Origin of the sequence: Haloarcula sp. KBTZ06, assembly GCF_048595605.1 — an archaeon.
GTDB classification, from domain to species: domain Archaea; phylum Halobacteriota; class Halobacteria; order Halobacteriales; family Haloarculaceae; genus Haloarcula; species Haloarcula hispanica.
In genome coordinates this window covers 17,163-35,065 of sequence record NZ_CP184340.1, presented here as the reverse complement: position 1 = coordinate 35,065, position 17,903 = coordinate 17,163, and the positions used below count along the sequence as shown (strand labels likewise).

Annotated in this window: 23 protein-coding genes and 2 pseudogenes; 12 read left to right on the top strand and 13 right to left on the bottom strand. The window is 56.2% G+C overall.

Annotated elements, in window-relative coordinates; all coding sequences use genetic code 11:
• Window positions 1–448: 448 nt before the first annotated feature.
• The 6 genes from ACNO8S_RS18590 to ACNO8S_RS18565 all read right to left on the bottom strand — a co-directional run bounded on the left by ACNO8S_RS18590 (window position 449) and on the right by ACNO8S_RS18565 (window position 2,653).
• Entirely contained in the window at window positions 449–604 is a 156-nt protein-coding gene (locus ACNO8S_RS18590; RefSeq protein ID WP_014030612.1) for a hypothetical protein, read from the bottom strand.
• Window positions 605–627: 23 nt separating this feature from the next.
• Entirely contained in the window at window positions 628–888 is a 261-nt protein-coding gene (locus ACNO8S_RS18585; protein ID WP_014030611.1) for a hypothetical protein, read from the bottom strand.
• 320 nt (window positions 889–1,208) lie between these two features.
• Window positions 1,209–1,460, bottom strand: a complete 252-nt coding sequence (locus ACNO8S_RS18580) for a type II toxin-antitoxin system HicA family toxin (RefSeq protein WP_008313655.1) — start codon at window positions 1,458–1,460, stop codon at window positions 1,209–1,211.
• Window positions 1,461–1,730 (bottom strand): type II toxin-antitoxin system HicB family antitoxin, encoded by a 270-nt coding sequence (locus ACNO8S_RS18575; RefSeq protein ID WP_050036667.1) that lies wholly within the window; start codon window positions 1,728–1,730, stop codon window positions 1,461–1,463.
• Between the two features lie 113 nt (window positions 1,731–1,843).
• Window positions 1,844–1,993, bottom strand: a complete 150-nt coding sequence (locus tag ACNO8S_RS18570; protein WP_014030608.1) for a hypothetical protein — start codon at window positions 1,991–1,993, stop codon at window positions 1,844–1,846.
• A 363-nt stretch (window positions 1,994–2,356) separates the two neighbouring features.
• Window positions 2,357–2,653, bottom strand: a complete 297-nt coding sequence (locus ACNO8S_RS18565) for a hypothetical protein (RefSeq protein ID WP_050036668.1) — start codon at window positions 2,651–2,653, stop codon at window positions 2,357–2,359.
• 338 nt (window positions 2,654–2,991) lie between these two features.
• On the opposite strand from ACNO8S_RS18565, the gene ACNO8S_RS18560 reads away from it, so the two are divergent.
• On the top strand, window positions 2,992–3,636 hold the full coding sequence (locus ACNO8S_RS18560) for an ArsR/SmtB family transcription factor (protein ID WP_023842882.1): 645 nt from the start codon (window positions 2,992–2,994) through the stop codon (window positions 3,634–3,636).
• A 72-nt stretch (window positions 3,637–3,708) separates the two neighbouring features.
• The gene (locus ACNO8S_RS18555; RefSeq protein WP_050036669.1) at window positions 3,709–4,668 is read left to right on the top strand and encodes a hypothetical protein; all 960 of its coding nucleotides are present in this window, start codon (window positions 3,709–3,711) and stop codon (window positions 4,666–4,668) included.
• 267 nt (window positions 4,669–4,935) lie between these two features.
• On the opposite strand, the gene ACNO8S_RS18550 is transcribed toward ACNO8S_RS18555, so the two are convergent.
• Window positions 4,936–6,279: a radical SAM protein gene (locus ACNO8S_RS18550; RefSeq protein WP_420183092.1), complete on the bottom strand. Its 1,344-nt coding sequence runs from the start codon at window positions 6,277–6,279 to the stop codon at window positions 4,936–4,938.
• Between the two features lie 133 nt (window positions 6,280–6,412).
• Here ACNO8S_RS18550 and ACNO8S_RS18545 point away from each other — a divergent pair, with 133 nt between their 5' ends.
• Window positions 6,413–7,462 carry a radical SAM protein gene (locus ACNO8S_RS18545; protein ID WP_420183091.1) on the top strand — a complete coding sequence of 350 codons (1,050 nt, stop codon included), beginning with the start codon at window positions 6,413–6,415 and terminating at the stop codon, window positions 7,460–7,462.
• Window positions 7,463–7,484: 22 nt separating this feature from the next.
• On the opposite strand, the gene tcmP is transcribed toward ACNO8S_RS18545, so the two are convergent.
• From tcmP to ACNO8S_RS18520, 5 genes are all read right to left on the bottom strand, one after another.
• Window positions 7,485–8,351 (bottom strand): three-Cys-motif partner protein TcmP, encoded by an 867-nt coding sequence (gene tcmP / locus ACNO8S_RS18540; RefSeq protein WP_420183090.1) that lies wholly within the window; start codon window positions 8,349–8,351, stop codon window positions 7,485–7,487.
• 142 nt (window positions 8,352–8,493) lie between these two features.
• On the bottom strand, window positions 8,494–8,745 hold the full coding sequence (locus ACNO8S_RS18535; RefSeq protein WP_151104294.1) for a hypothetical protein: 252 nt from the start codon (window positions 8,743–8,745) through the stop codon (window positions 8,494–8,496).
• Window positions 8,742–9,038: a hypothetical protein gene (locus tag ACNO8S_RS18530; RefSeq protein WP_420183089.1), complete on the bottom strand. Its 297-nt coding sequence runs from the start codon at window positions 9,036–9,038 to the stop codon at window positions 8,742–8,744. The genes ACNO8S_RS18535 and ACNO8S_RS18530 overlap by 4 nt, the downstream gene beginning before the upstream one ends.
• Before the next feature lie 370 nt (window positions 9,039–9,408).
• Window positions 9,409–9,654 (bottom strand): winged helix-turn-helix domain-containing protein, encoded by a 246-nt coding sequence (locus ACNO8S_RS18525; RefSeq protein WP_121578452.1) that lies wholly within the window; start codon window positions 9,652–9,654, stop codon window positions 9,409–9,411.
• Between the two features lie 100 nt (window positions 9,655–9,754).
• Window positions 9,755–9,877: a hypothetical protein gene (locus ACNO8S_RS18520; protein ID WP_420183088.1), complete on the bottom strand. Its 123-nt coding sequence runs from the start codon at window positions 9,875–9,877 to the stop codon at window positions 9,755–9,757.
• Between the two features lie 197 nt (window positions 9,878–10,074).
• On the opposite strand from ACNO8S_RS18520, the gene ACNO8S_RS18515 reads away from it, so the two are divergent.
• From ACNO8S_RS18515 to ACNO8S_RS18495, 5 genes are all read left to right on the top strand, one after another.
• Window positions 10,075–10,389, top strand: coding sequence for a PadR family transcriptional regulator (locus ACNO8S_RS18515; protein ID WP_420183087.1), 315 nt, complete (start codon window positions 10,075–10,077; stop codon window positions 10,387–10,389).
• A gap of 1,168 nt (window positions 10,390–11,557) precedes the next feature.
• Window positions 11,558–11,857 carry a hypothetical protein gene (locus tag ACNO8S_RS18510; RefSeq protein ID WP_146418398.1) on the top strand — a complete coding sequence of 100 codons (300 nt, stop codon included), beginning with the start codon at window positions 11,558–11,560 and terminating at the stop codon, window positions 11,855–11,857.
• On the top strand, window positions 11,857–12,069 hold the full coding sequence (locus ACNO8S_RS18505) for a hypothetical protein (protein ID WP_014030594.1): 213 nt from the start codon (window positions 11,857–11,859) through the stop codon (window positions 12,067–12,069). Before ACNO8S_RS18510 ends, ACNO8S_RS18505 begins: the two co-directional genes overlap by 1 nt.
• 271 nt (window positions 12,070–12,340) lie before the next feature.
• Entirely contained in the window at window positions 12,341–13,210 is an 870-nt protein-coding gene (locus ACNO8S_RS18500) for a hypothetical protein (RefSeq protein ID WP_420183086.1), read from the top strand.
• A gap of 1,611 nt (window positions 13,211–14,821) precedes the next feature.
• Complete coding sequence (locus tag ACNO8S_RS18495; protein ID WP_129754833.1) at window positions 14,822–15,832, top strand: hypothetical protein; 1,011 nt, start codon at window positions 14,822–14,824, stop codon at window positions 15,830–15,832.
• A 191-nt stretch (window positions 15,833–16,023) separates the two neighbouring features.
• Here ACNO8S_RS18495 and ACNO8S_RS18490 read toward each other — a convergent pair whose 3' ends face one another.
• On the bottom strand, window positions 16,024–16,269 hold the full coding sequence (locus ACNO8S_RS18490) for a hypothetical protein (protein ID WP_064288214.1): 246 nt from the start codon (window positions 16,267–16,269) through the stop codon (window positions 16,024–16,026).
• Between the two features lie 85 nt (window positions 16,270–16,354).
• On the opposite strand from ACNO8S_RS18490, the gene ACNO8S_RS18485 reads away from it, so the two are divergent.
• The 4 genes and pseudogenes from ACNO8S_RS18485 to ACNO8S_RS18470 form a co-directional block, all read left to right on the top strand.
• A complete protein-coding gene (locus tag ACNO8S_RS18485; protein WP_064288215.1) occupies window positions 16,355–16,615 on the top strand; it encodes a hypothetical protein in 261 nt (86 codons plus the stop codon).
• Window positions 16,616–17,106: 491 nt separating this feature from the next.
• Window positions 17,107–17,472 carry a VOC family protein gene (locus ACNO8S_RS18480; RefSeq protein WP_023842880.1) on the top strand — a complete coding sequence of 122 codons (366 nt, stop codon included), beginning with the start codon at window positions 17,107–17,109 and terminating at the stop codon, window positions 17,470–17,472.
• Window position 17,473: 1 nt separating this feature from the next.
• A pseudogene (locus ACNO8S_RS18475) lies at window positions 17,474–17,745 on the top strand (type IV toxin-antitoxin system AbiEi family antitoxin domain-containing protein); the annotation flags it as partial.
• Window positions 17,733–17,867, top strand: a pseudogene (locus tag ACNO8S_RS18470) (hypothetical protein); the annotation flags it as partial. The pseudogenes ACNO8S_RS18475 and ACNO8S_RS18470, both read left to right, overlap by 13 nt.
• Between the last annotated feature and the right edge of the window lie 36 nt (window positions 17,868–17,903).

Below are 17,903 nucleotides of genomic sequence, written 5' to 3'. Positions count from 1 at the left end.
CTCGGTTTCAAGAACTTGGTGGTGACCCAATTATTTGCACCGACTGTGGCCAACAATCGAGTTCCTCCTCGCCATCACCGAGACAACAGAGTCAATCTTCGGCACAAAGTTCCAGCACTGGGTCGTTCTGGTCTGGTTTGAGCTTCGGCGAAAAAGTTGTTTTCCCACTCTTAGTTGTCGCCTTGCTCGGAATGGGTTGGCTGGCACTCGTTGCTAATTTGAACGGTGGAGAATTCTCCGGGCCTATCGCTGGCGTGACCTTCTTGCTCATTTGGCTTCATCGACGGGGAAAAAAGAACCGGTGAGCATGGGACTCAACTATCTACACTCGTCGGCTTCGGTGCTTGGAGACTGTTCGTCGACGGACTGCTGTTCGGTACTCATGTTCGGGAAACCCCTCACCCTCTCGGGGGACACAAAATACGGGCGAGTACGCGACCGACAGCACTCAGGCCTCTGCGACGTCCCAGACAGAGAGATGGCCGCTGGAACAGACGCCGGCGTGACGCCCGACAGCCATGCAGGGCCCGTACGCTCCGTCGACACACGCGATGCGCTCGGCGTCGAAGATCGGTGCGTCGCATCCGTCGGTTCTGCAGGTCATATACTGAGACGAGTCACTGGACATCACGCATCGCCCGCCATCGCTTGGTGACGGAGCTCGCTTTCGTCTGGTAGATCCCAGCCGTGGTACTCGCGAGCGATGTGGCGAGCTCGCCTGACGTTGCCCGCGCCGCCGGCTGCTGGAGACTGCTGTGCCTCAACGCGCTCTTTCAAATACTCGGGATGGTTGCGTGTGTACGTGCCAAAGCCGAGGCTGTCTGGCCCGCTCTGGCTCATGACGACGTAGCCCTTCAACTTGGTCTGGATCGCGTGTTTCTCTGACATAGCTGGTGGTCAAGACGCTCTCTCTGGAACGCCTCTCACCCGGTGGAGGGTCACAAAATAGGGGTGAGTCCGCGCCGTCAGACTAGGATTGCTCTATCGGTTCAACTCAGGCACTCGCGCCGTTGTGGGACCCCCCGCAGGCCCCGGCATGGGGTCGCAAACTGTCAGGAGTAGTCTCGAAACCATCGCGACCCATGCAAAACAGGCACGCAGTTCGACAGAAAGATAGGGGAATCGCCTGTCAAATACCCCGTTATCGAGGTGTCGCGTCAGCGCTTCGACTCGAGGGACTCGCAGCCGACGGTGACGAATTGGTTCGCCTACGAATTACGGTCGAGCCACTCACAGAACGCCGCAAAATCGTTCGCGCCAGCATCGTCGGCGATGCTTCGGAGCGTTCCCGTTTTGAGTTCGTCGTGCAGCGGAACGGTAACGTGTCGTCGGTCGCTCTCGTTGGTTGGGTGCTGGTAGTAGAGTTGGGCGTGATCGCCAGTCGTCCGACGCCACTCGAAGCCACCGACATTTACCAAGACCTTCACGACATCCCGACCAGAAAACGTGCCCCGGACCATTTACTGCATGAAGTCGGGCAGATCGCCATTACCGGTGGTATTGTCTTCGGGGTCAACTCCCAGCTCTCGGAGTTCTTCGTCGGTGGGTTCGTGGCCGCGTTCGCCCTTGTAGCCCGCGACCGCATCGTCAAGCATTTCGAGAGCCTCCTGACGCGTCTCACCCTGCGTGGTGACGCCGGTTTCGACATCTGTGATGATCCAGGAGTCCCCCTCGCGCCACATCCGAATCTCATCCTCGTGGGGCTCTCCATCGCGCGTCGAACTGGCCATACCTCTAATTGCTGTATGAGTGGCATAAGCGTTCGGTCAGCGCAAACGGAATGAGGGATAGGGGAACTGGAACCGAAGTATGTTAATAAAAAAGAGTAAAGTATTCGGTTCTGTCAGGCTGTCGCGACGACGTGTTGATACTCGGCTTGAGATTGCAGCGGCTGGAGCGTTAGGCCGGCCAGCGTCAGTTCCCGGAGGACCTCGGCTGGGACGCCGTCGGTGTCTCGCGGCACGGCGTCGAGAAACAGCGGGCACTGAGTCAATTGCTTGTAATGATCAAGTCAGTCCAGTTAATTGACTGCTCAGAGTCCGTCAGCGTCTTTCAGCAACCGGAGTAGCAGACCGAGAGTCAGAGTCATCACCACAAAGACTGTGAGAATTATAAGTAGCGTCCCTAGCCCAATCATATGTGTGTTCAAGTGGTCGGTCATAAGAGGGTACTGCCATGGCTTCCTCTACTCAGTATAGCGGACTCATGTATAGGCGAACCCGATCACTCGCTTAGAATCTGTCAGTAGCGGCGTGACCGATACGGAAGATCTCCCCGGGAATCGTCAGCGGTCGTGGCGGTTCTTCTTCAAGAACACACCCGGCCGGCAGCAGTGAATTCGAATCGATCACCGCTCTCAGTTGATAAGGAGGTCGGGTGTGACAAACAAAATTACGAGCATGCTCACCAGCACGACGAGTGCTGTGACCCGCAAGATGCCAGCTGCCCGTCGTCGAGGGTTCGGCAGGGACTCGGCAATGCCGGAGAGGGCCATCCCGGCGCTCAGAAACAGTCCAGCATAGAACGGTGTTGCCCCTTCTACAATGACGTAGTACCCTTGCTGCCCAGCCAGCAGAAGTGCGCCACAGAGATAAACCACTGCAAGCCCTCTGGAGGGTTCGCCGAACACGGTTTCATCGATGATAGAGGCCATCAAGCGTGTCCTCTCCCGCGACGTTCAAGTGTTGCGGGGATTCGCGATCGGTGCAACCACATCAACGGACTCAGTCGGCACTTCCTTCTGAATCGCCCGCGCAGCACGCCGAACGCGCTTCCGTTCTTCCACAGTGCAGCTCACGCTTCAACGCCTCGGACAAGATCGTCGACGAGCGACCCACCGACATTCGGACCAGTCTCCCAACCGCGCTCCAAGTGCGTGTATTCGCACCACTCCGAAAGCGTCTCGGAGGAGCATAGTTCGGCAAGAATTGGACTCAAATACCGCTTTGACTCTTCCCCAATCACATACTCCTACAAGCGAATCAGACAACAATGTCCTCATTATTACCCCTGAAACCCACCCCACAAACAGCTTCGGATCGTAGTTTGGAACCGAAGCTCGTTGACTTCGAAGATGAATCAGCGGAACAGATCATCTCAGCAGTTTCCTCAACAACTGCACGCCGCATTCTCAGCCAGATATACGCGGAACCAACGACAGCATCGGAGATCGCAACTGAACTCAATTCCTCAGTACAGAATATCAGCTATCATCTCGACCGACTCCAGGACGCAGACCTAGTGGCGGTCGTCGAGACGTGGTATTCCGAGCAGGGCCGCGAAATGGACGTGTACGCGCCGACCAATAGCGCGCTCGTTCTCTTCGCGGGGGCAGAACGAACAAGCCCGTCGCTCAAGACGGCGTTGAGTCGCGTCTTCGGCGCAGTGGGTCTCGTCGGAGCCGTCAGTGTACTCGCCCATATACGCCGGTCAGTACCGACACCAGTATCATCGCCCCGGGCTGGTGCGTCCCCTGTTCAGCAACCCGACCCAACCATGTGGGAGACGCTCGGAACGTTTGCGACCGGGCCTGGTGGAGTTGTGCTGGGAATTGGCATCTTCCTGATTCTGTTGTTCTTCGTTGCTTGGTACTGGGGAACGTATCGGCCAGCACGGAATCACGCCCACTCGGCGTGAGTGAGTAGCCGGGACTCAAAGACGTATTTGAATCTGGGATAGCGCGATACTTCCCCCTTCCAATGGTAGGGTATGAAACGGCGAGCGTTTCTGGCAGGCACAGGAATTGGTCTCACAACCGCAGTCGCCGGTTGCACCACTCAAGCTGGATCGAGTGACTCACCGCCGACAGATTCCGAGACGCCAACCTCTGAGGACACGCAAACCAACACTGAACAACAGACCGAGCGTACACACGTCGCCGCCGATGGCACTGTCGAGCGAACCATCGGCGCTGAGTCGCTCGATGAGCGCGGTCTCAGAACTCCCCACCACGTCGCGTTCGGGAATCCGACGGCGGAGTCTCACCAGGGGACGGTGACGGTTTCGACGGCGGACGAAACCGTGTTCAAGGAATCGGTGGAACTCGAACCGAACGCGAGCATTGTGGCGTCGCTCACTGATCTCGACACGTACACCGCTCGTGTGTCCGTCCCCGAGTTGGATGCGACGGAACAGATTACCGTCGAACCCAGCCAGTTCACCTGTAACGTGACCAAGACGACGATCAGCGTTCAGGACGACGGGACACTTGACTCGCTGGGTATTTCCACGCGGATGGCGTGCCAAGGCGTCGTGAGCGACCACGTTGCTGCTCGTGAATCTGCGTCGGAAACGCTCGGTGACGACCCGATTCCCGCAGACACGGGGAAAGGCAGCCACACGCTCATGCTCCGGAACCCATCGGAGGAGACGTGGACGACACGAATCCTCGTCGAGAAGGACTCGACAGCGCACTTCGACGGCGTCTACACGGTCGAACCTGAGGGCACTGTACTGATTACGCTCAGCGAGCCCGATACGTACTCCCTATCGGTAGGTGTGCTCGAAACCGAGACGACCGTCACCGAACAGGTCACGCCCGAAAACTTCGATTGTAACCGATCCTCGACGCGCGCGGAGATCGACGATACGGGAGAACTCACGGCAAGCACCGTTTCGACGCTCATGGCCTGTGACCTCGAGACAAACTCGACGAGCGAGTCCCCTTAATAGCGGGACGACTGTCGCTGCTGTTCTCATCCCAATTGAGAGTTCCAGTCGCATACTCACTGAGCGGATATTTCTGGTGAGCTCGTGACAAACGAACGCCGGGCAGCAACCAATCGCTTCTCGACTAACCAACAGTCGTGAGTTCTGGGCAGCCATTGTTGGTTAGCGGCTTCTACACCGTCGCCGCAACGTGCTGAGATTCAGCATGTGCCGGGACGGCCGTAACGTCAACCCGGCCAAACCCTGCCGCGGTGCCTGATAGACACGTTAGATGAGATGCTCTATAGATTTGCCGTCCCGAGCTAATTCGGACTGCTCAGGCGAGGCGTCCGTAGCATGTGTGGAGAACGACTCCGGTGAGACGGCCTCTTGCATTGCCGTGAGCTTCGACGGAAGTTGGCCACTCGTCGAGCGGACCAGCTCATCGTCTGGCCAGGAATGCACTTCGAGCCCGTCGAAGCGCGTTGCAACTTGCTGGACTGTATTCAACTGTTCAAGAGCGTACTCGACCCAGTACTGGTGGCTGTCTTGCATCTGCTGGAGTTCTTCGACCACGTCGTCGTAGCCGGCTTCTTTGGCGGCGCTGAGGCACTGCTGGAAGTTCGCGCCGCGTGGGTTGATTGGCTCGTGGAAGACGACGACCTCACCGAGTGCTCTAAAGTAGCTGAGTAGCTCGTGAAAGTCATCTTCGCCCATCGTGGGGTATGTGGGTGACATCGAGACGAACACGGACACACCGGCCTGCTGGAGTTCGTCTAACGCCTGCCAGCGTGTCATCGGTGGTGGGGCGTTCGGTTCCATCGCTCTGACGAGCGTCGCATCGAATGACGGAATCGACGAGCCGACGGTAATGCGGTCACCGGCGGCCTGGAAGAGATCGATGTCCCGAGTTACGGCAGGGCTTCGCGTGAGGATTCGGATGGGAATGTCGTGTGTGATGAGCTCGGCAACAGCGCCGCGGGTAATCTGAGCAGTCCGTCGGTCCTGGTAACAGTCCGTGCCGCTGGACAGCATCACGACGCCGCGACCGCGCTCAGTCTGCTTGCGCTCGCTGGGATCACGCTCGTCGAGGATATTGCCTAGTCGCTCTGGGAGGTCATCCCGGTATAGGAGATAGCTCCCCCAGTCGGTCTGTGGATCGTCGACGTTCGCTTGCTCGGCGAGCATCTCATCGCGGCTATCGATAGCTGGCGTGGTTGGCACGTAGCAGAACTCACAGCCGTGTCGGCATCCGGTGGCGACGTTGATAACGTGGTCACAGAGGCTCTTGGTGTGGAGATGGGACTCGCTCATCACCGACTTCGTCGGGTCAGTGTTAACCGTAATCCCATGCTCATCATGGCTTTCGGTGTCAGTGGCACAGTCCCAGCATAGCAGGTCTCCCTGTGGATTGGCGGCAAAGCGGTCGTTGATTTCGTCGTTGCACTGGGTACACAGCAGCCCGGCTTGCCAGAGGTCGAGCCGTTCGGTCGGGGCACCGTGGTCCCGTGAGAGTGCACGGAGTTCGTCCAGCGTAGGCTGGTCGTCGAACGTGGCTACCGTCTCCCAAGCGTGTTCGACGGCGTAGGTTCGCTCGAACCAGCTATCGCCAGTGTTCCAGGTGAGGTCCATGCGTCTCTCTCCTACCTGTCTTTTTATACTGGACCCCATTAGAAGTCAGCCACGCGGAGTGAAAGTGAAACTGAACGCTATATTTGATGTATATATTTATATCTAGAAGTAGACGGGAAAGACAAGATAACATATGACAGATGACCACGAAGACGTTCGGACGGGAGAAGACCCTACAAAGGCGATTCTCAGTGAGTCGGGCCTCAACAGTAAGCACCTGTGTGACTACGTTGTCAACGTAGCGACAGGCTGTCGGCATGGCTGCAAGTTCTGCTATGTCCCTTCAACGCCGAACATCCGGACGCGGCCGGATATGCTCAAAGAGGAAGCCGATGTTGACAACGGCCAGAAAGAGTGGGGGAACTACGTGCTCTACCGGGATGATTTAGGCGAGAGACTGGACGGGCACTTGGATCGAAAACGAACATGGCGGGAAACAGAGCGTGGGCAGGGTGTTGTTGGTGTCTCATTTTCGACGGACTGCTACATGGACGGTCGAGCCGGGAAGATCACCCGCGATGTCGTTGACGCTATCGCAAGCCACGAAGAATACGTTCGGGTGTTAACCCGGAACCCGATTCTGGCGCTGCAGGATCTGGATGTCTTTCAGGATGCTGGCGAGTATGTGACCATTGGGTCATCGATTCCGTGTCTGGACGCTGAGCAAGTGGGTGCGATTGAGCCGAGTGCCCCTGCGCCAGAATTGCGGTTGAAGGGGTTGAAGGAATTCAACGAGCATGGCGTGCAGACGTTCGTCAGTATGAGTCCGACCTATCCCACGCAAGGGAAGGCCGATCTTCGGGAACAGTTAGAGCGGGTCGCTGAGTGTGACCCGGCTGTGGTGTTCCACGAGCCGATCAACCCGCGTGGTGGGAACTTCGAGATGACTGTCGAAGCAGCGCGGGACGCAGGAGAAACGGAATTGGCTGAAGAGTTGGATGCGCTGCGTTCTCGTGAGCAGTGGGTCGAGTATGCGACGAATCACCTACGCTGGGTGCAGGAGATCGGGCGCGAGTTGGATTTGCCCGTGCATCTGTGGCCTGATAAGCAACTGATCAAGCACGTCGACGAAGAGACGGCCGCGTGGTTGCAGTCTTGGCGGGATCGGCAGTCTCCCGAAGAGTTTGCAGAGCGAGAAACCCCAACAACTCCTGCACAAATGCATACAAATAGTCTGACATAGTGGTAAGGAGAAACGTTCTTAATTACATAAATCCGCTCAGCCCAGACTGCCCCATCTCCTCCGAAGCCTTCTCCCAGAGTTCGTCTTGGTTCATGATGTCATCCATAGCGCTACGTGCACCATCATTTGTACAGGCAAAAACAAGATCAAATCGGCACCGTTCATCATCTGGCGAAACCAGCCTTTTTGACAGGACTGGCCGAATTTCCTCGTTTTCTTCCAATTTCTCTTTGTAGATTCTGATGTAATCATCGTTTGATCCCGCTTCGGGCCAATCGTCGTCACCCATGGTTCTTCTCACTGCATCATGAGCGTGTTCGGCTGCAGCACTCCTCATCACACCTGTAGTCTGATAATTGAGGATTATGTCTACATTGCCTCTTTCAAGCACCGTGTCAAGAGTCGAACGCTTTGCTGTCAGTCCCTTAGGATCGATAAAAGTCATCCAATGAGCAGAATTATTTGCGTGGTTAGCGAGAAAGCTAACCCCGTCATTGGAGTCCGTCTGCATGATCCGTATGTAGGGATCATCGCAACGGGCGACAAGGAAGTCTTCATCTTCTACACCGACAGGACCCACGTCAAAAGACAGGCCAAATCGGTTTGCCAACGTTTCATGTAGTGTATGAAAATGATCTTCATCTAGTTCATAAAAATAGAACCTATCAAAGAAGTCCTGATAATGCTCTATAGAGCGTATTGCGGAACCATCGAGATCTATACCGCGCTCATCAATGTGTGTCTTTCCGGTTCCAGCATGTGTGTCAACGTACCAAAGATCATCATCCCAGTTCGAATCAAGAATAGTCGTATAAACGTCTAGATACTCTTCCAGAATGACCAATTTCGCCGCAGTCTTAAGATCTCCTCCAGAAAAGTGTTCACACATTGGTTTTGATATATTTTTATAGTATTATAATGTTTGGGAAGGTTAGACCACTACCAATGGTTTCAAAATATCTGATTCTGAAAAAATCATTCTGAGAGGTACATATGGCGAAAATAGCTTTGCTTGTTAGCTTATAGTTGCTCTACACCGTCGCCGCGATGTGCTGGTACTCGGCTTGCGACGGCGTCGGTTGGAGCGTCAACCCAGCCAACGCGAGCTCACGTAACACCTCTGGCGGCACCCCATCAGCATCTCGAAGCACAGCATCAAGCGTCCATTCACCGTACTGACTCGCGCTCGGCGCAAGCACATCAACCGATTCCGTCGCAACCTCTTCCTGAATCGCCCGTGCAGCACGCCGAACTCGCTTCCGCTCTTCGACGGTGCAGCTCATGCTTCAACACCTCGAACGAGATCGCCGACGAGCGACCCACCGACGTGTGAGCCGATGTCCCACCCACGCTCGCCACGCGTGTATTCACACCACTCCGAGAGCGTCTCAAAGGGCGTCTCTGCCAGCACAACCTTCTCGGCGTCACCATCGGCCGCCACAACAGCCACGGCAAATTCATAGCTGTCCCAGTAATGCGCTGCACCCTCACCATCGACGCCAAGGAAGAGCGGCCGACCTTGGGTGAGTAGTTCACGAGCGGTACGTTCTTGTGGACTGGATTGCGTAGTTGCCATTGGTTCTGGATGGAACCACGCGCCTCGGTGTCTCAGCACCGGGGCGATTTCGTACAAAATCGACCAGCGGCGCGTGTGTTCCTATACTTAGCTTATGTTACGCCACCACCATAAAACTATTGTCGTGCGGTAACCAAAAGGCGACTGTAATAAATGAGTCCAACACACGGGAATCAACTCGTCTCAGATGAAGAGATAATAGACGCTTTTGACGAGATCGAGGGTCCGTTCGTAACTGCGAGTGAACTGGAAAAAGTGCTGCCCATTACCCGTACTGCCATCCACAAAAGGCTACAAAACCTGCACCAAGATGGAGAAATCAGCCGAAAGAAGCCCACACAGCATATGATTGGGTGGTGGCGTGAATAGATCAGGAGTTCTCAGAAAGATGGCGTCGGCCTGCATCTGTAAGCCACCAGTTCCGTGTATCGGCAGCCTTCTTGCTCTCTAAGAGTCCTCGCTCTTCAAGCGCCTTCAACCGCTTGTATACACCCTGCCGAGACATCTCAAGCGAGTCAGTTAGCTCTGTAGGGTGCATGAAGGGGGCTGGCTCTAATGCAAACTGGCGGAGGATTTCAACATCTGACACGGTTTTCTTCCGCCCTCTCTCACCCATCTTGCTTGCTATCTATCTCGCAAACAAAAATCACCACCGGATTATTCCGTTACTTCCGTCCGGATACTGGTTACCGTACGGTAACTATTAATACGGTTGACTACGGTATTCTGAGATAGGCGACGCCCACAGCAACCACCGGCGTCCCGTCGAACCCATGACAGCAGCCCAGCCCACCCACGAAGAGTCGCATCGCTCGCCACCGACCGGCACTTCCGGTCATTCGGAAACCACCAGACGGCGGTACTTCCAGTCACTTCCGGTCATTTTCCGGTCATCGACTGAGCGGCCCACGAACACGCCACAGCGGGCCAGAGACGAAAATCGGACGCCAAAAATCCACTTCCGGTCACGCGCGCCCCAGACTCTTGCCAAGTCACGTCCCAGCTGTGGCCAGATGCATACCACCGGAGGCGACCGATGACGACCTACCACGACCTGACGGGCTTCCAGCGCGACCTCCTGGAAGCCATCGCCGCCGTCGACGATGATCCGTATGGCCTCGCGCTCAAGGCCTATCTCGACGAGCGCTACGCCGAGCCGATTAACCACAGCCGGCTCTACCAGAATCTCGACCAACTCGTCGACAGTGGCCTCATCAACCGAGACGAACTCGACGCGCGCACCAACGAGTATACGTTGACTGACGCTGGCAGACAGCTACTCCAGCGCCACGCCGAGACGCTCGCAGGGCTCTGTGACCACCTCCGTCTGACCAGAGGTGCCCAACAGTGACGGTATCTGTACACTCCCGTGGCTCTGATATCACGCGGCTTTTATACAGCTACCCGAAGGCGAGTGTGGGGTGGCAACGGGCACAGAATTTGCCACCCGTCTGTCAGAGGCACGGGCGGGTTCTGGACCCTGTTCACGGCATGGCCCAACTGAAACCATCCTGGGATCCAGCCTGTAGCGGGGATCAGAACCCGTATCTACGCTATGCACTCCTCCTAATTAATTTTAATTTGCCCCTGTCATGCAGTCTCAAGCCTCCAGCTGCCCGATTCGCTGCCTACTCAGACTCCGGTGGAGTCCATACTCAGAGACGTAATTCCGCATATCGGAACCAGACTACACACTGGCACCAGTCATCTCAGGAGAAGAATGGGGGACAGCCACGGGGAAATGGCGTATCACAGCCCATTCAGCGTCGCCTGAATCGGCGACGGGTTCTGGACCCAGACTACTTGATGAATCAGATGGGTCCTATGGGGATGCTGAGCGGGGACCAGAACCCAACTGAAGATAGCACGATTCGGAATAAAATCGCTTGCGGTTTCCGTCGAATCGCAAGCAAGCACCGGTATTATCCTCGTACCAGTCGGCCCCGATGCCAGCAACCTCCAGTCTCACTGCCACGTAGACAACTGACTCGTCAGGAGAGTGGGTCGTGGTATGAAAGTGGTGGGCTGCTGGGGGGTGTAGGAAGTGGCGTGCAACGCACCACCGGAAGTCGTCATCCACGACGACGGGTTCTGGCCTCGGGCAAATCGATGATTCGGGGTGGGTCCATGGGGGGATGGAATAGAGACCAGTACCCAACCGACCGGTATGGAGTTGGTATCAAAAACAGTTGTGACTCAGACTCACAGTTTGTCCGCTCATGGAGTACGACACAGCCGCAAGCGTACCGGCGACAGAATGGTGGCCAGCCGGGGGACAGCCGTACTGAAGCTAGCGCTTCCGCCACCATTCGAGCTCATCGGCCCCGACACCGAGTTCCGGATCCGGACCAACTACTACCTCCGATTGGCACCACTGACAGTCACTCCGGCCTCGGGAACTCATCCGATTCATTGGTAAGTACACATAAAAGTCGTTTTGGCCATCAGTTATCCGGTACTGCGTTTCCGAGTGGGTATCAACGCCCCATCAATTGCTCACTCTATTGGGAGGTGGGGCGATGACTACCCACCCGACCGTCGGCGAGATCGTCGCCATTACGACCACCAATAGTAACCCGCTGTTGCTGGTCCGTACTGTCGACGACGAACACGTCACGGGCGTGTTACTGGCCGACCTCACGACAGAACCGCTCCGTCGGTTGCAGGCGTCTGAACCAGACACGACCACGCGCCGACGGCTGGTCGACGCAATCGGTCAGACTGGCGAGCTGATGTCGTTCACCGTTCCGGTCACAGATTGTGCGCTGGTTGAACGCGAGAGCAGCCGTCCTGAGCCATTCGCAGGAGGGGATGACTGATGGCCCGCGCTGATCCATCACCGGAACCTGCCACCGAGACAGCGTCATCAGACACAGCCCAGTGGCGACTCCACTACCACGTCGGCGACCTCGAACATTACACCGAATGGACGGCTGACTTCCCCTCCATCGAGAACTACTACGACCAGTACCATCACGGGGACCACGCCCACGATGTCGCCATCGAGCGCCGAGCAGTGATCGAAACGTGACCCACCATAGCACCCACTCCGGTCCCAGCCACGACTGTACCACTGCCACCAGCGGAGCGCGACCGGTGAACCCAGTACCACGCTGGTCCGGACGACGACAGCGCATACAGACTGCTCGTCGCCGGCGCAGTGCCACGACACAAATCCACTAGACGGAGCGGGGTTGCCACGAGCCAACCACTCGTCCAGAAAGCGCCAGCTACGTCACCGGTAGCCCGTGCTGTGGTCAGCACTGCTCGGTTCGATTCCGAGCACGGGTCCTGTGGTCACAATGCCACGACAAACAAACCCCACCGACGACAACGAGACCGACCAAGCCCTCGCCGACCACCTCGACATGGATATCGGACAGGCTGAGACGGATACCGACGCACTCCAGGCGCTCGTCAACGACCTCGGCGACGGCATGTCACCCCTCGTTTCGAGTGTTCTTGAGACACTGGTCGCGACTATCGATGACCTCCACGAACGCGTCACCGAACTAGAGGCCGACCTCGAACAGACCCACGAGGTTGCCACCACGGCTGTCGGTGACGCCGCCACGAACAACCAGCGCCTCGACGATCTCGAAGCACAACAGGAGACCACCCGCGATGTCGCGAAGAGCGCCATCGCCAAAGCCCAGCAACTCGAAGCCGACACCGACCAGCAGGAAGACGCCGAGGAGCTGCCAGAGGGCATCGAACCCAGCACCTCGCCGCTGGATTTCTTCGCGAACTGCCGCCAATCGAAAGTCAAGACCATGTTCGTCGAGCGCTCGAACCGCCAGAACACCTACCGCGCCATCAGCATCGCCAAGCGCTGGCCGGAATTTGCCACGACACGAACCGACGGCAGCGGCGTGTTCATGACCAAAGCAGACCTTCAGACAGCCCTCACCGCCGAACTCGGGAAGGAACCCCATCGCCAGACGATCAAGCGCGTCTGGGAGACACTGGTTGACATCGGCGGCGACGACGTTGTCGAGAAAACCCGGCAGGTCGGACGGGACCAGACCCAAACCGAGATCCTCGCGATGGATATGGCAACAGCCGAAGGGTTGCTCGAAAAACGCTACATCGGTCTCGATCTGTTGGAGAACAGCGACCACAAAGCCGCGACAGGTGGCGTCACACCCGTTGTGGTGGAGTCCACCCCCTAACCCTGTGCACACGTCGGATAGGACACGAACCGACGCTGAACCGACGCTGCTGGACGCGGTGGTACGTGCCCTGCCGCCGTCGACGCCGCTGTTTGCTAGCTGCAGCAACCGGGAGCGACCCCCTGTTGTCAGGAGTGTAGTGAGTGGTCGTAACACGAACGGAGCGACCACAGCGATTCCAGTGGTCACAACGGGTGTGACAGGGCAACCTTGGTACTGGTCTGGATTGCGTGCCTGTTTGAGTATGGCTGATCGGGTTTCTCTGGAACGCCTCTCATCTTGCAGAGGCTCACAAAATACGGGCGAGTTCCCTTGCCGTCAGACTAGGATTGCCCTATCAGTTCAACTCAGGCACTCGCGCCGTCGCTGGATTCTCCCAACAGATCCCGGCGCGGGGTCGCACACCGCCAGGGGTAGTCTGGAAATTATCGCTACTCATGTAAACATTACACACTATTCAACAAAAGTGGAGGTGTCGATCAAGCCGGCGCAACGACGTATTGGATAGATCGGCCACCATTAGACTGGACGCTAACAAAACCGATTGCGTGCATCTGGTACGCCTATGACGGTGGGTTAGTGTGGTCCGGAGACTCGACGCGGCCACGGGCCACTTGGACGATCACCGACGACATGCGAGCAAGCGCTCGTCGAGCAGGGCTACGAGGTGACGGTGTGGGATCGGCGGCTGGCATTACCCTTCGATGCGACCGAGCGGTTTCTGGCGTGGCTTGGTAACCCGGCGCCCGGAAGTACATACAAGTGGGCACTGGAGCGTGACGAGTACGAACGGCGGCGTGAGGTGGTGTAGGAACGGATTCGGTACTCTTGTGGTATTTGTGTTGTTCAGGTCGCGAGTGGGTCACGGACTCCAGAAGTTCGGCCCTACGATATCGGCGACTGTAGCGACAGTGACAGCAGCTGGGTTTCTCGGATGTGTGCTGCTCCAATCGTATCACTGCTGGACCTGCAGGTTCCCGTTCCGTAGGTTTGTCTGAGCATCGCAGTATGCAATAGTGGCATAAATTATATCACTGGGTGGGCAGTATGTACGAATGTTCCAAGCATCTGCGGGGAGGTGACTTTCACTTCCCTGTGTATTAGATTTTTGAGCAGCGGCACTGTCACCAATAACGCTTTAGGGCAGGCTGTCTTTCAATACACTGGTGACGTTCTGTCACCAACCCCGCAAGATGCTTGGAACGCTCTTCGCGGGCTGCGGCGCAGTGAAGATGGCAATGTGGGCTGTGACGACAGTCCTGACGACATTGTCCATCGCGGTTCGCGTCTTGCAGCTTAAGCGCGAGTAGTCCGCAAGGACCTCGCTACGGCGAACGGGGCGGGGGTGACGCACCCTCGCCTTGGGAAGAGAGCAAGCGTTGGGACGATTCAGTTGCGGCCCATCTTGCGGAGGTTTTAATCGCCGTTTTCGGACACGAACTCGATAGGAGGACCATCCACGAGACCAGTATTTGGTTGCATTCGCCAGATAAATCAGCGAGGGGAATATCGCCGTTTACCGCGGGTGTGGGTGATAGATAGACAAGTCCGACTGTATGTTTTACCATCACACATGGTATTTCAAGTGCAACAGTAGGCGATAGTGATGACATGGAGCGTAGTCGGATTAACGACAAAATCAAGTCCGCCCTGTCGTGGTTCTCGTATCTAGCTTTCGTTACACTCTTGATCTCTGGTTTACTGGCGAGTAGCTACATAGCATACGAGATCGAATCTGAACGCGCGGTTGAGGGAACAAACAAGCATGTGAAACTGGAGGAAACATCCGCGGTTACTAACAATAACACCCTCCAGTATCAAGATGTCCCTCCGTCGGTTCGGCGCGTAATCGGAGCGAAGATAGAGCGAGATTTGTCCATAACAGATCGAGGTCCGCCCATAACACTGTTCGGCCACCCAGATGAAAGCCCCCCAGAGGAGTGGAGTGAACACGATTTTTACCTCTCAAGCTCTGCAGCGTACAAAATAACGCAGGTCGAAGCACCCTATCATCGCCTCTCGGTAGGCGCAATAGTATACGAGCAGAATTCCTCAGATATTCTGTCAATATTAGGACTATACTTGCTCCTGATGGGAGGAATACTGGGAATCAAACTTGGACAGCGATTGCAGTGGGACACGCTTATCACCCGATCGTTTCAACTGGTCATAATTAGTACCGGTATCGGGTTACTGTTCGCCGTCCCCATCCTGCTTAGTATTCTCTCTTATCACGAGGTGAATGGGGGAAGTGCGATGACGACGGGATTCCCAATCTACATCGGCTTCCTCATGTTTATACTCTACTCTGGTCGGGTCGGGAAGCGGACGGCATCGCTTCTCGGATTCTCCGCCGAGTACGCGGCATACAAGGACCAGTTCGCCAGCGGCGCTGACTCCAAAATGCCGACCGGCTCACGAGAGGGAGACACGGTCACGCTTGATGCAGATGAGACAGAGAGGCTACTGACAGGAAAGACGGTCTCGGAGTCTCTCGATGACGGCACATCATTCCAGATAGAACTCTCAGGTACCGCGTTGACATGTCTCTCCGACCGGAACATAAACTTAGATCGTGGCGATGACAGTGATTCTGATCATCAGTCGGATCGGAACGGGTAAACTCCCGAGAATCATCTGTTGTGAGAGTTATATGTACCACTTATAGTGGCGGTTGAAAAAGTGCGCCGGTGACATTGCCTGCCGATTGCCACCGGGTATTCGTCGACGGACCGCTGTTCGGGACTCATGTTCGGGAACCCCCTCACCCGGCGGAGGCTCACAAAATACGGGCGAGTTCCCTTGCTGTCAGACTATGATTGCTCTATCGGTTCGACCCACTCGGGAGCGCAATCATGGGTCCCGCCGTAGATCGAGCGGTCGGGATACTGGTCGTCGTCAGCCTCGACAGCGACGATCACGTTGCCGCCGGAACACGAAATTTCTGCAACGGTTCCGACGACTGCATCGAGTGGGCCGTTTCCGTCGGTCCAGTCAGTTCTGACGTGGTCACCGCGGTCGAAGTCATACTCCTCGAAGGAAGGCGCTGTGGTACTCATGCTCTCCTCTGGCTCCGAGGGAGACACAAAATGGCTCGGATGCCAGCCAGAGTGCTGATACTGCTTGCCGCGATAAGAAGAGGTGATGACTGAGTTGCAGGTCCGGAAACCCAATGGCTGGACAACCGTCACGTTTCCCGACGAAGTTGCGACGATCTCGGTTGTCGGTGGGAAGGTCGACGGCCAGCTGTGCCTGACCCTCACCGCCGAACGGGAGGACAGTCCCCGTCTCGTCGAAACCGGTATTCTCGACGTCGACGAAAATGACGAGAACGTGCTAGAGAATGCAGTGCCCCGGACCGAGGACGGGACGAGTGTCGTTTTGGATCGGCTACTGCCGAGTTAGCCGTCGTTGTGAATCCGGACACCTCGGTAATAGGTCCCCGGGCGTTATCGAAAATACCGTACCCGCAATCCAGACAGAATATGACCGACGATTGCCGCTGCTATTATCAGTACTGCATCTGATTTGGAACCGGTCGTCTGTGGTAATGCCATCACAGCCGCCGAGAGCAGGTAGAGCAGGTATCCAGTCATCCACATTAATGTATTTCTTGAAACCATCTGGTTACATATGTAGAGTGGTGGGGAATTTGATTACGGTATCTTGTTACCTGAGGGGAATACCTTCACCCTTATCTATACTCTATTCCTGCGTCAGTCAGTCATTCATTCAGCGGATTATTCGGATTGTCAATTATACTACACAATCGGTCCACCTTCACCTCATTAAGATACAGGGTTATCGGTCTCCCCAGAGGATTTCCCGGTGATAGTCGTGGTAGTACTTTCCGTATCCAATAGGTGTTTTTACCCTCCGGAATATAACCAAAATGCATGCCAAGCGTGCAATTTATTACCTTTGCTTGTGATGAAGTGGAACAACTGGCAGAGTTCTGGTCAGTCGCTCTCGGAGGTACACGACGTGAGCTGCCAGAATCGCTTGAACCTGAAATCGTTGACCTGCCTGGAGATGGTCCGGATTTGCTGTTCAAAGAACAACCGAAAGGAACGGAGCGAGATCTCCCCATTCATCTTGATGTCTCAACCGAGAATCGAAGGGAGACAGTCGAACAACTCTGTAACATAGGTGGGTCTGTCCGCGAAACCAAGACCGAAGAATACGAAACGCACACCGCCACTTGGACAGTGATGTCAGATCCCGAGGGTAACGGATTCTGCGTCAGCGAGTACCAACAATAGCTACTACAGCGCTCTCAGCTACCACAGGCTGACCGAACAGGTCTCCCGGACGGGGTACGTCGTCACACGACCCGGACACAAAGCCGGGTGATTCACAGCGCCTTGTTTCGCATCACGACGGTCATAGAGCAGAAATTCTTCGGCTTTGAGCCGACATCTATCGAGGGGACGACCGTTCGGGTCAGCGATTTAGAGAACCACTGGTCGACTGTGCGGACCACTCCCAGGTTCTACGGTGTCCGTCGAGAACTCGCAACTGCGATGCGAACCAGTTGCGCGAAATTCCCGAAAATCGACGTGATGCGTTCCACCGAGATGCTCTCGAAGCCGATGTGATTCCGCTCGTGGCGGCGTTCGCTGTACAAAGTCACGGTGACGCACGGAAGGCGATCGACCCTCGTCGCCGGTTTTCGATCCTTCCGGCCGGACTG

Excerpts from the sequence above, each read along its gene's own strand:
- ACNO8S_RS18590 (WP_014030612.1), bottom strand. The coding sequence starts at position 604 with ATGACCTGCAGAACCGACGGATGCGACGCACCGATCTTCGACGCCGAG.
- ACNO8S_RS18585 (WP_014030611.1), bottom strand. The coding sequence starts at position 888 with ATGTCAGAGAAACACGCGATCCAGACCAAGTTGAAGGGCTACGTCGTC.
- ACNO8S_RS18580 (WP_008313655.1), bottom strand. The coding sequence starts at position 1,460 with ATGGTCCGGGGCACGTTTTCTGGTCGGGATGTCGTGAAGGTCTTGGTA.
- ACNO8S_RS18575 (WP_050036667.1), bottom strand. The coding sequence starts at position 1,730 with ATGGCCAGTTCGACGCGCGATGGAGAGCCCCACGAGGATGAGATTCGG.
- ACNO8S_RS18565 (WP_050036668.1), bottom strand. The coding sequence starts at position 2,653 with ATGGCCTCTATCATCGATGAAACCGTGTTCGGCGAACCCTCCAGAGGG.
- ACNO8S_RS18560 (WP_023842882.1), top strand. The coding sequence starts at position 2,992 with ATGTCCTCATTATTACCCCTGAAACCCACCCCACAAACAGCTTCGGAT.
- ACNO8S_RS18555 (WP_050036669.1), top strand. The coding sequence starts at position 3,709 with ATGAAACGGCGAGCGTTTCTGGCAGGCACAGGAATTGGTCTCACAACC.
- ACNO8S_RS18550 (WP_420183092.1), bottom strand. The coding sequence starts at position 6,279 with ATGGACCTCACCTGGAACACTGGCGATAGCTGGTTCGAGCGAACCTAC.
- ACNO8S_RS18545 (WP_420183091.1), top strand. The coding sequence starts at position 6,413 with ATGACAGATGACCACGAAGACGTTCGGACGGGAGAAGACCCTACAAAG.
- tcmP (WP_420183090.1), bottom strand. The coding sequence starts at position 8,351 with ATGTGTGAACACTTTTCTGGAGGAGATCTTAAGACTGCGGCGAAATTG.
- ACNO8S_RS18535 (WP_151104294.1), bottom strand. The coding sequence starts at position 8,745 with ATGAGCTGCACCGTCGAAGAGCGGAAGCGAGTTCGGCGTGCTGCACGG.
- ACNO8S_RS18530 (WP_420183089.1), bottom strand. The coding sequence starts at position 9,038 with ATGGCAACTACGCAATCCAGTCCACAAGAACGTACCGCTCGTGAACTA.
- ACNO8S_RS18525 (WP_121578452.1), bottom strand. The coding sequence starts at position 9,654 with ATGGGTGAGAGAGGGCGGAAGAAAACCGTGTCAGATGTTGAAATCCTC.
- ACNO8S_RS18520 (WP_420183088.1), bottom strand. The coding sequence starts at position 9,877 with ATGACCGGAAGTGCCGGTCGGTGGCGAGCGATGCGACTCTTCGTGGGT.
- ACNO8S_RS18515 (WP_420183087.1), top strand. The coding sequence starts at position 10,075 with ATGACGACCTACCACGACCTGACGGGCTTCCAGCGCGACCTCCTGGAA.
- ACNO8S_RS18510 (WP_146418398.1), top strand. The coding sequence starts at position 11,558 with ATGACTACCCACCCGACCGTCGGCGAGATCGTCGCCATTACGACCACC.
- ACNO8S_RS18505 (WP_014030594.1), top strand. The coding sequence starts at position 11,857 with ATGGCCCGCGCTGATCCATCACCGGAACCTGCCACCGAGACAGCGTCA.
- ACNO8S_RS18500 (WP_420183086.1), top strand. The coding sequence starts at position 12,341 with ATGCCACGACAAACAAACCCCACCGACGACAACGAGACCGACCAAGCC.
- ACNO8S_RS18495 (WP_129754833.1), top strand. The coding sequence starts at position 14,822 with ATGGAGCGTAGTCGGATTAACGACAAAATCAAGTCCGCCCTGTCGTGG.
- ACNO8S_RS18490 (WP_064288214.1), bottom strand. The coding sequence starts at position 16,269 with ATGAGTACCACAGCGCCTTCCTTCGAGGAGTATGACTTCGACCGCGGT.
- ACNO8S_RS18485 (WP_064288215.1), top strand. The coding sequence starts at position 16,355 with ATGACTGAGTTGCAGGTCCGGAAACCCAATGGCTGGACAACCGTCACG.
- ACNO8S_RS18480 (WP_023842880.1), top strand. The coding sequence starts at position 17,107 with ATGCCAAGCGTGCAATTTATTACCTTTGCTTGTGATGAAGTGGAACAA.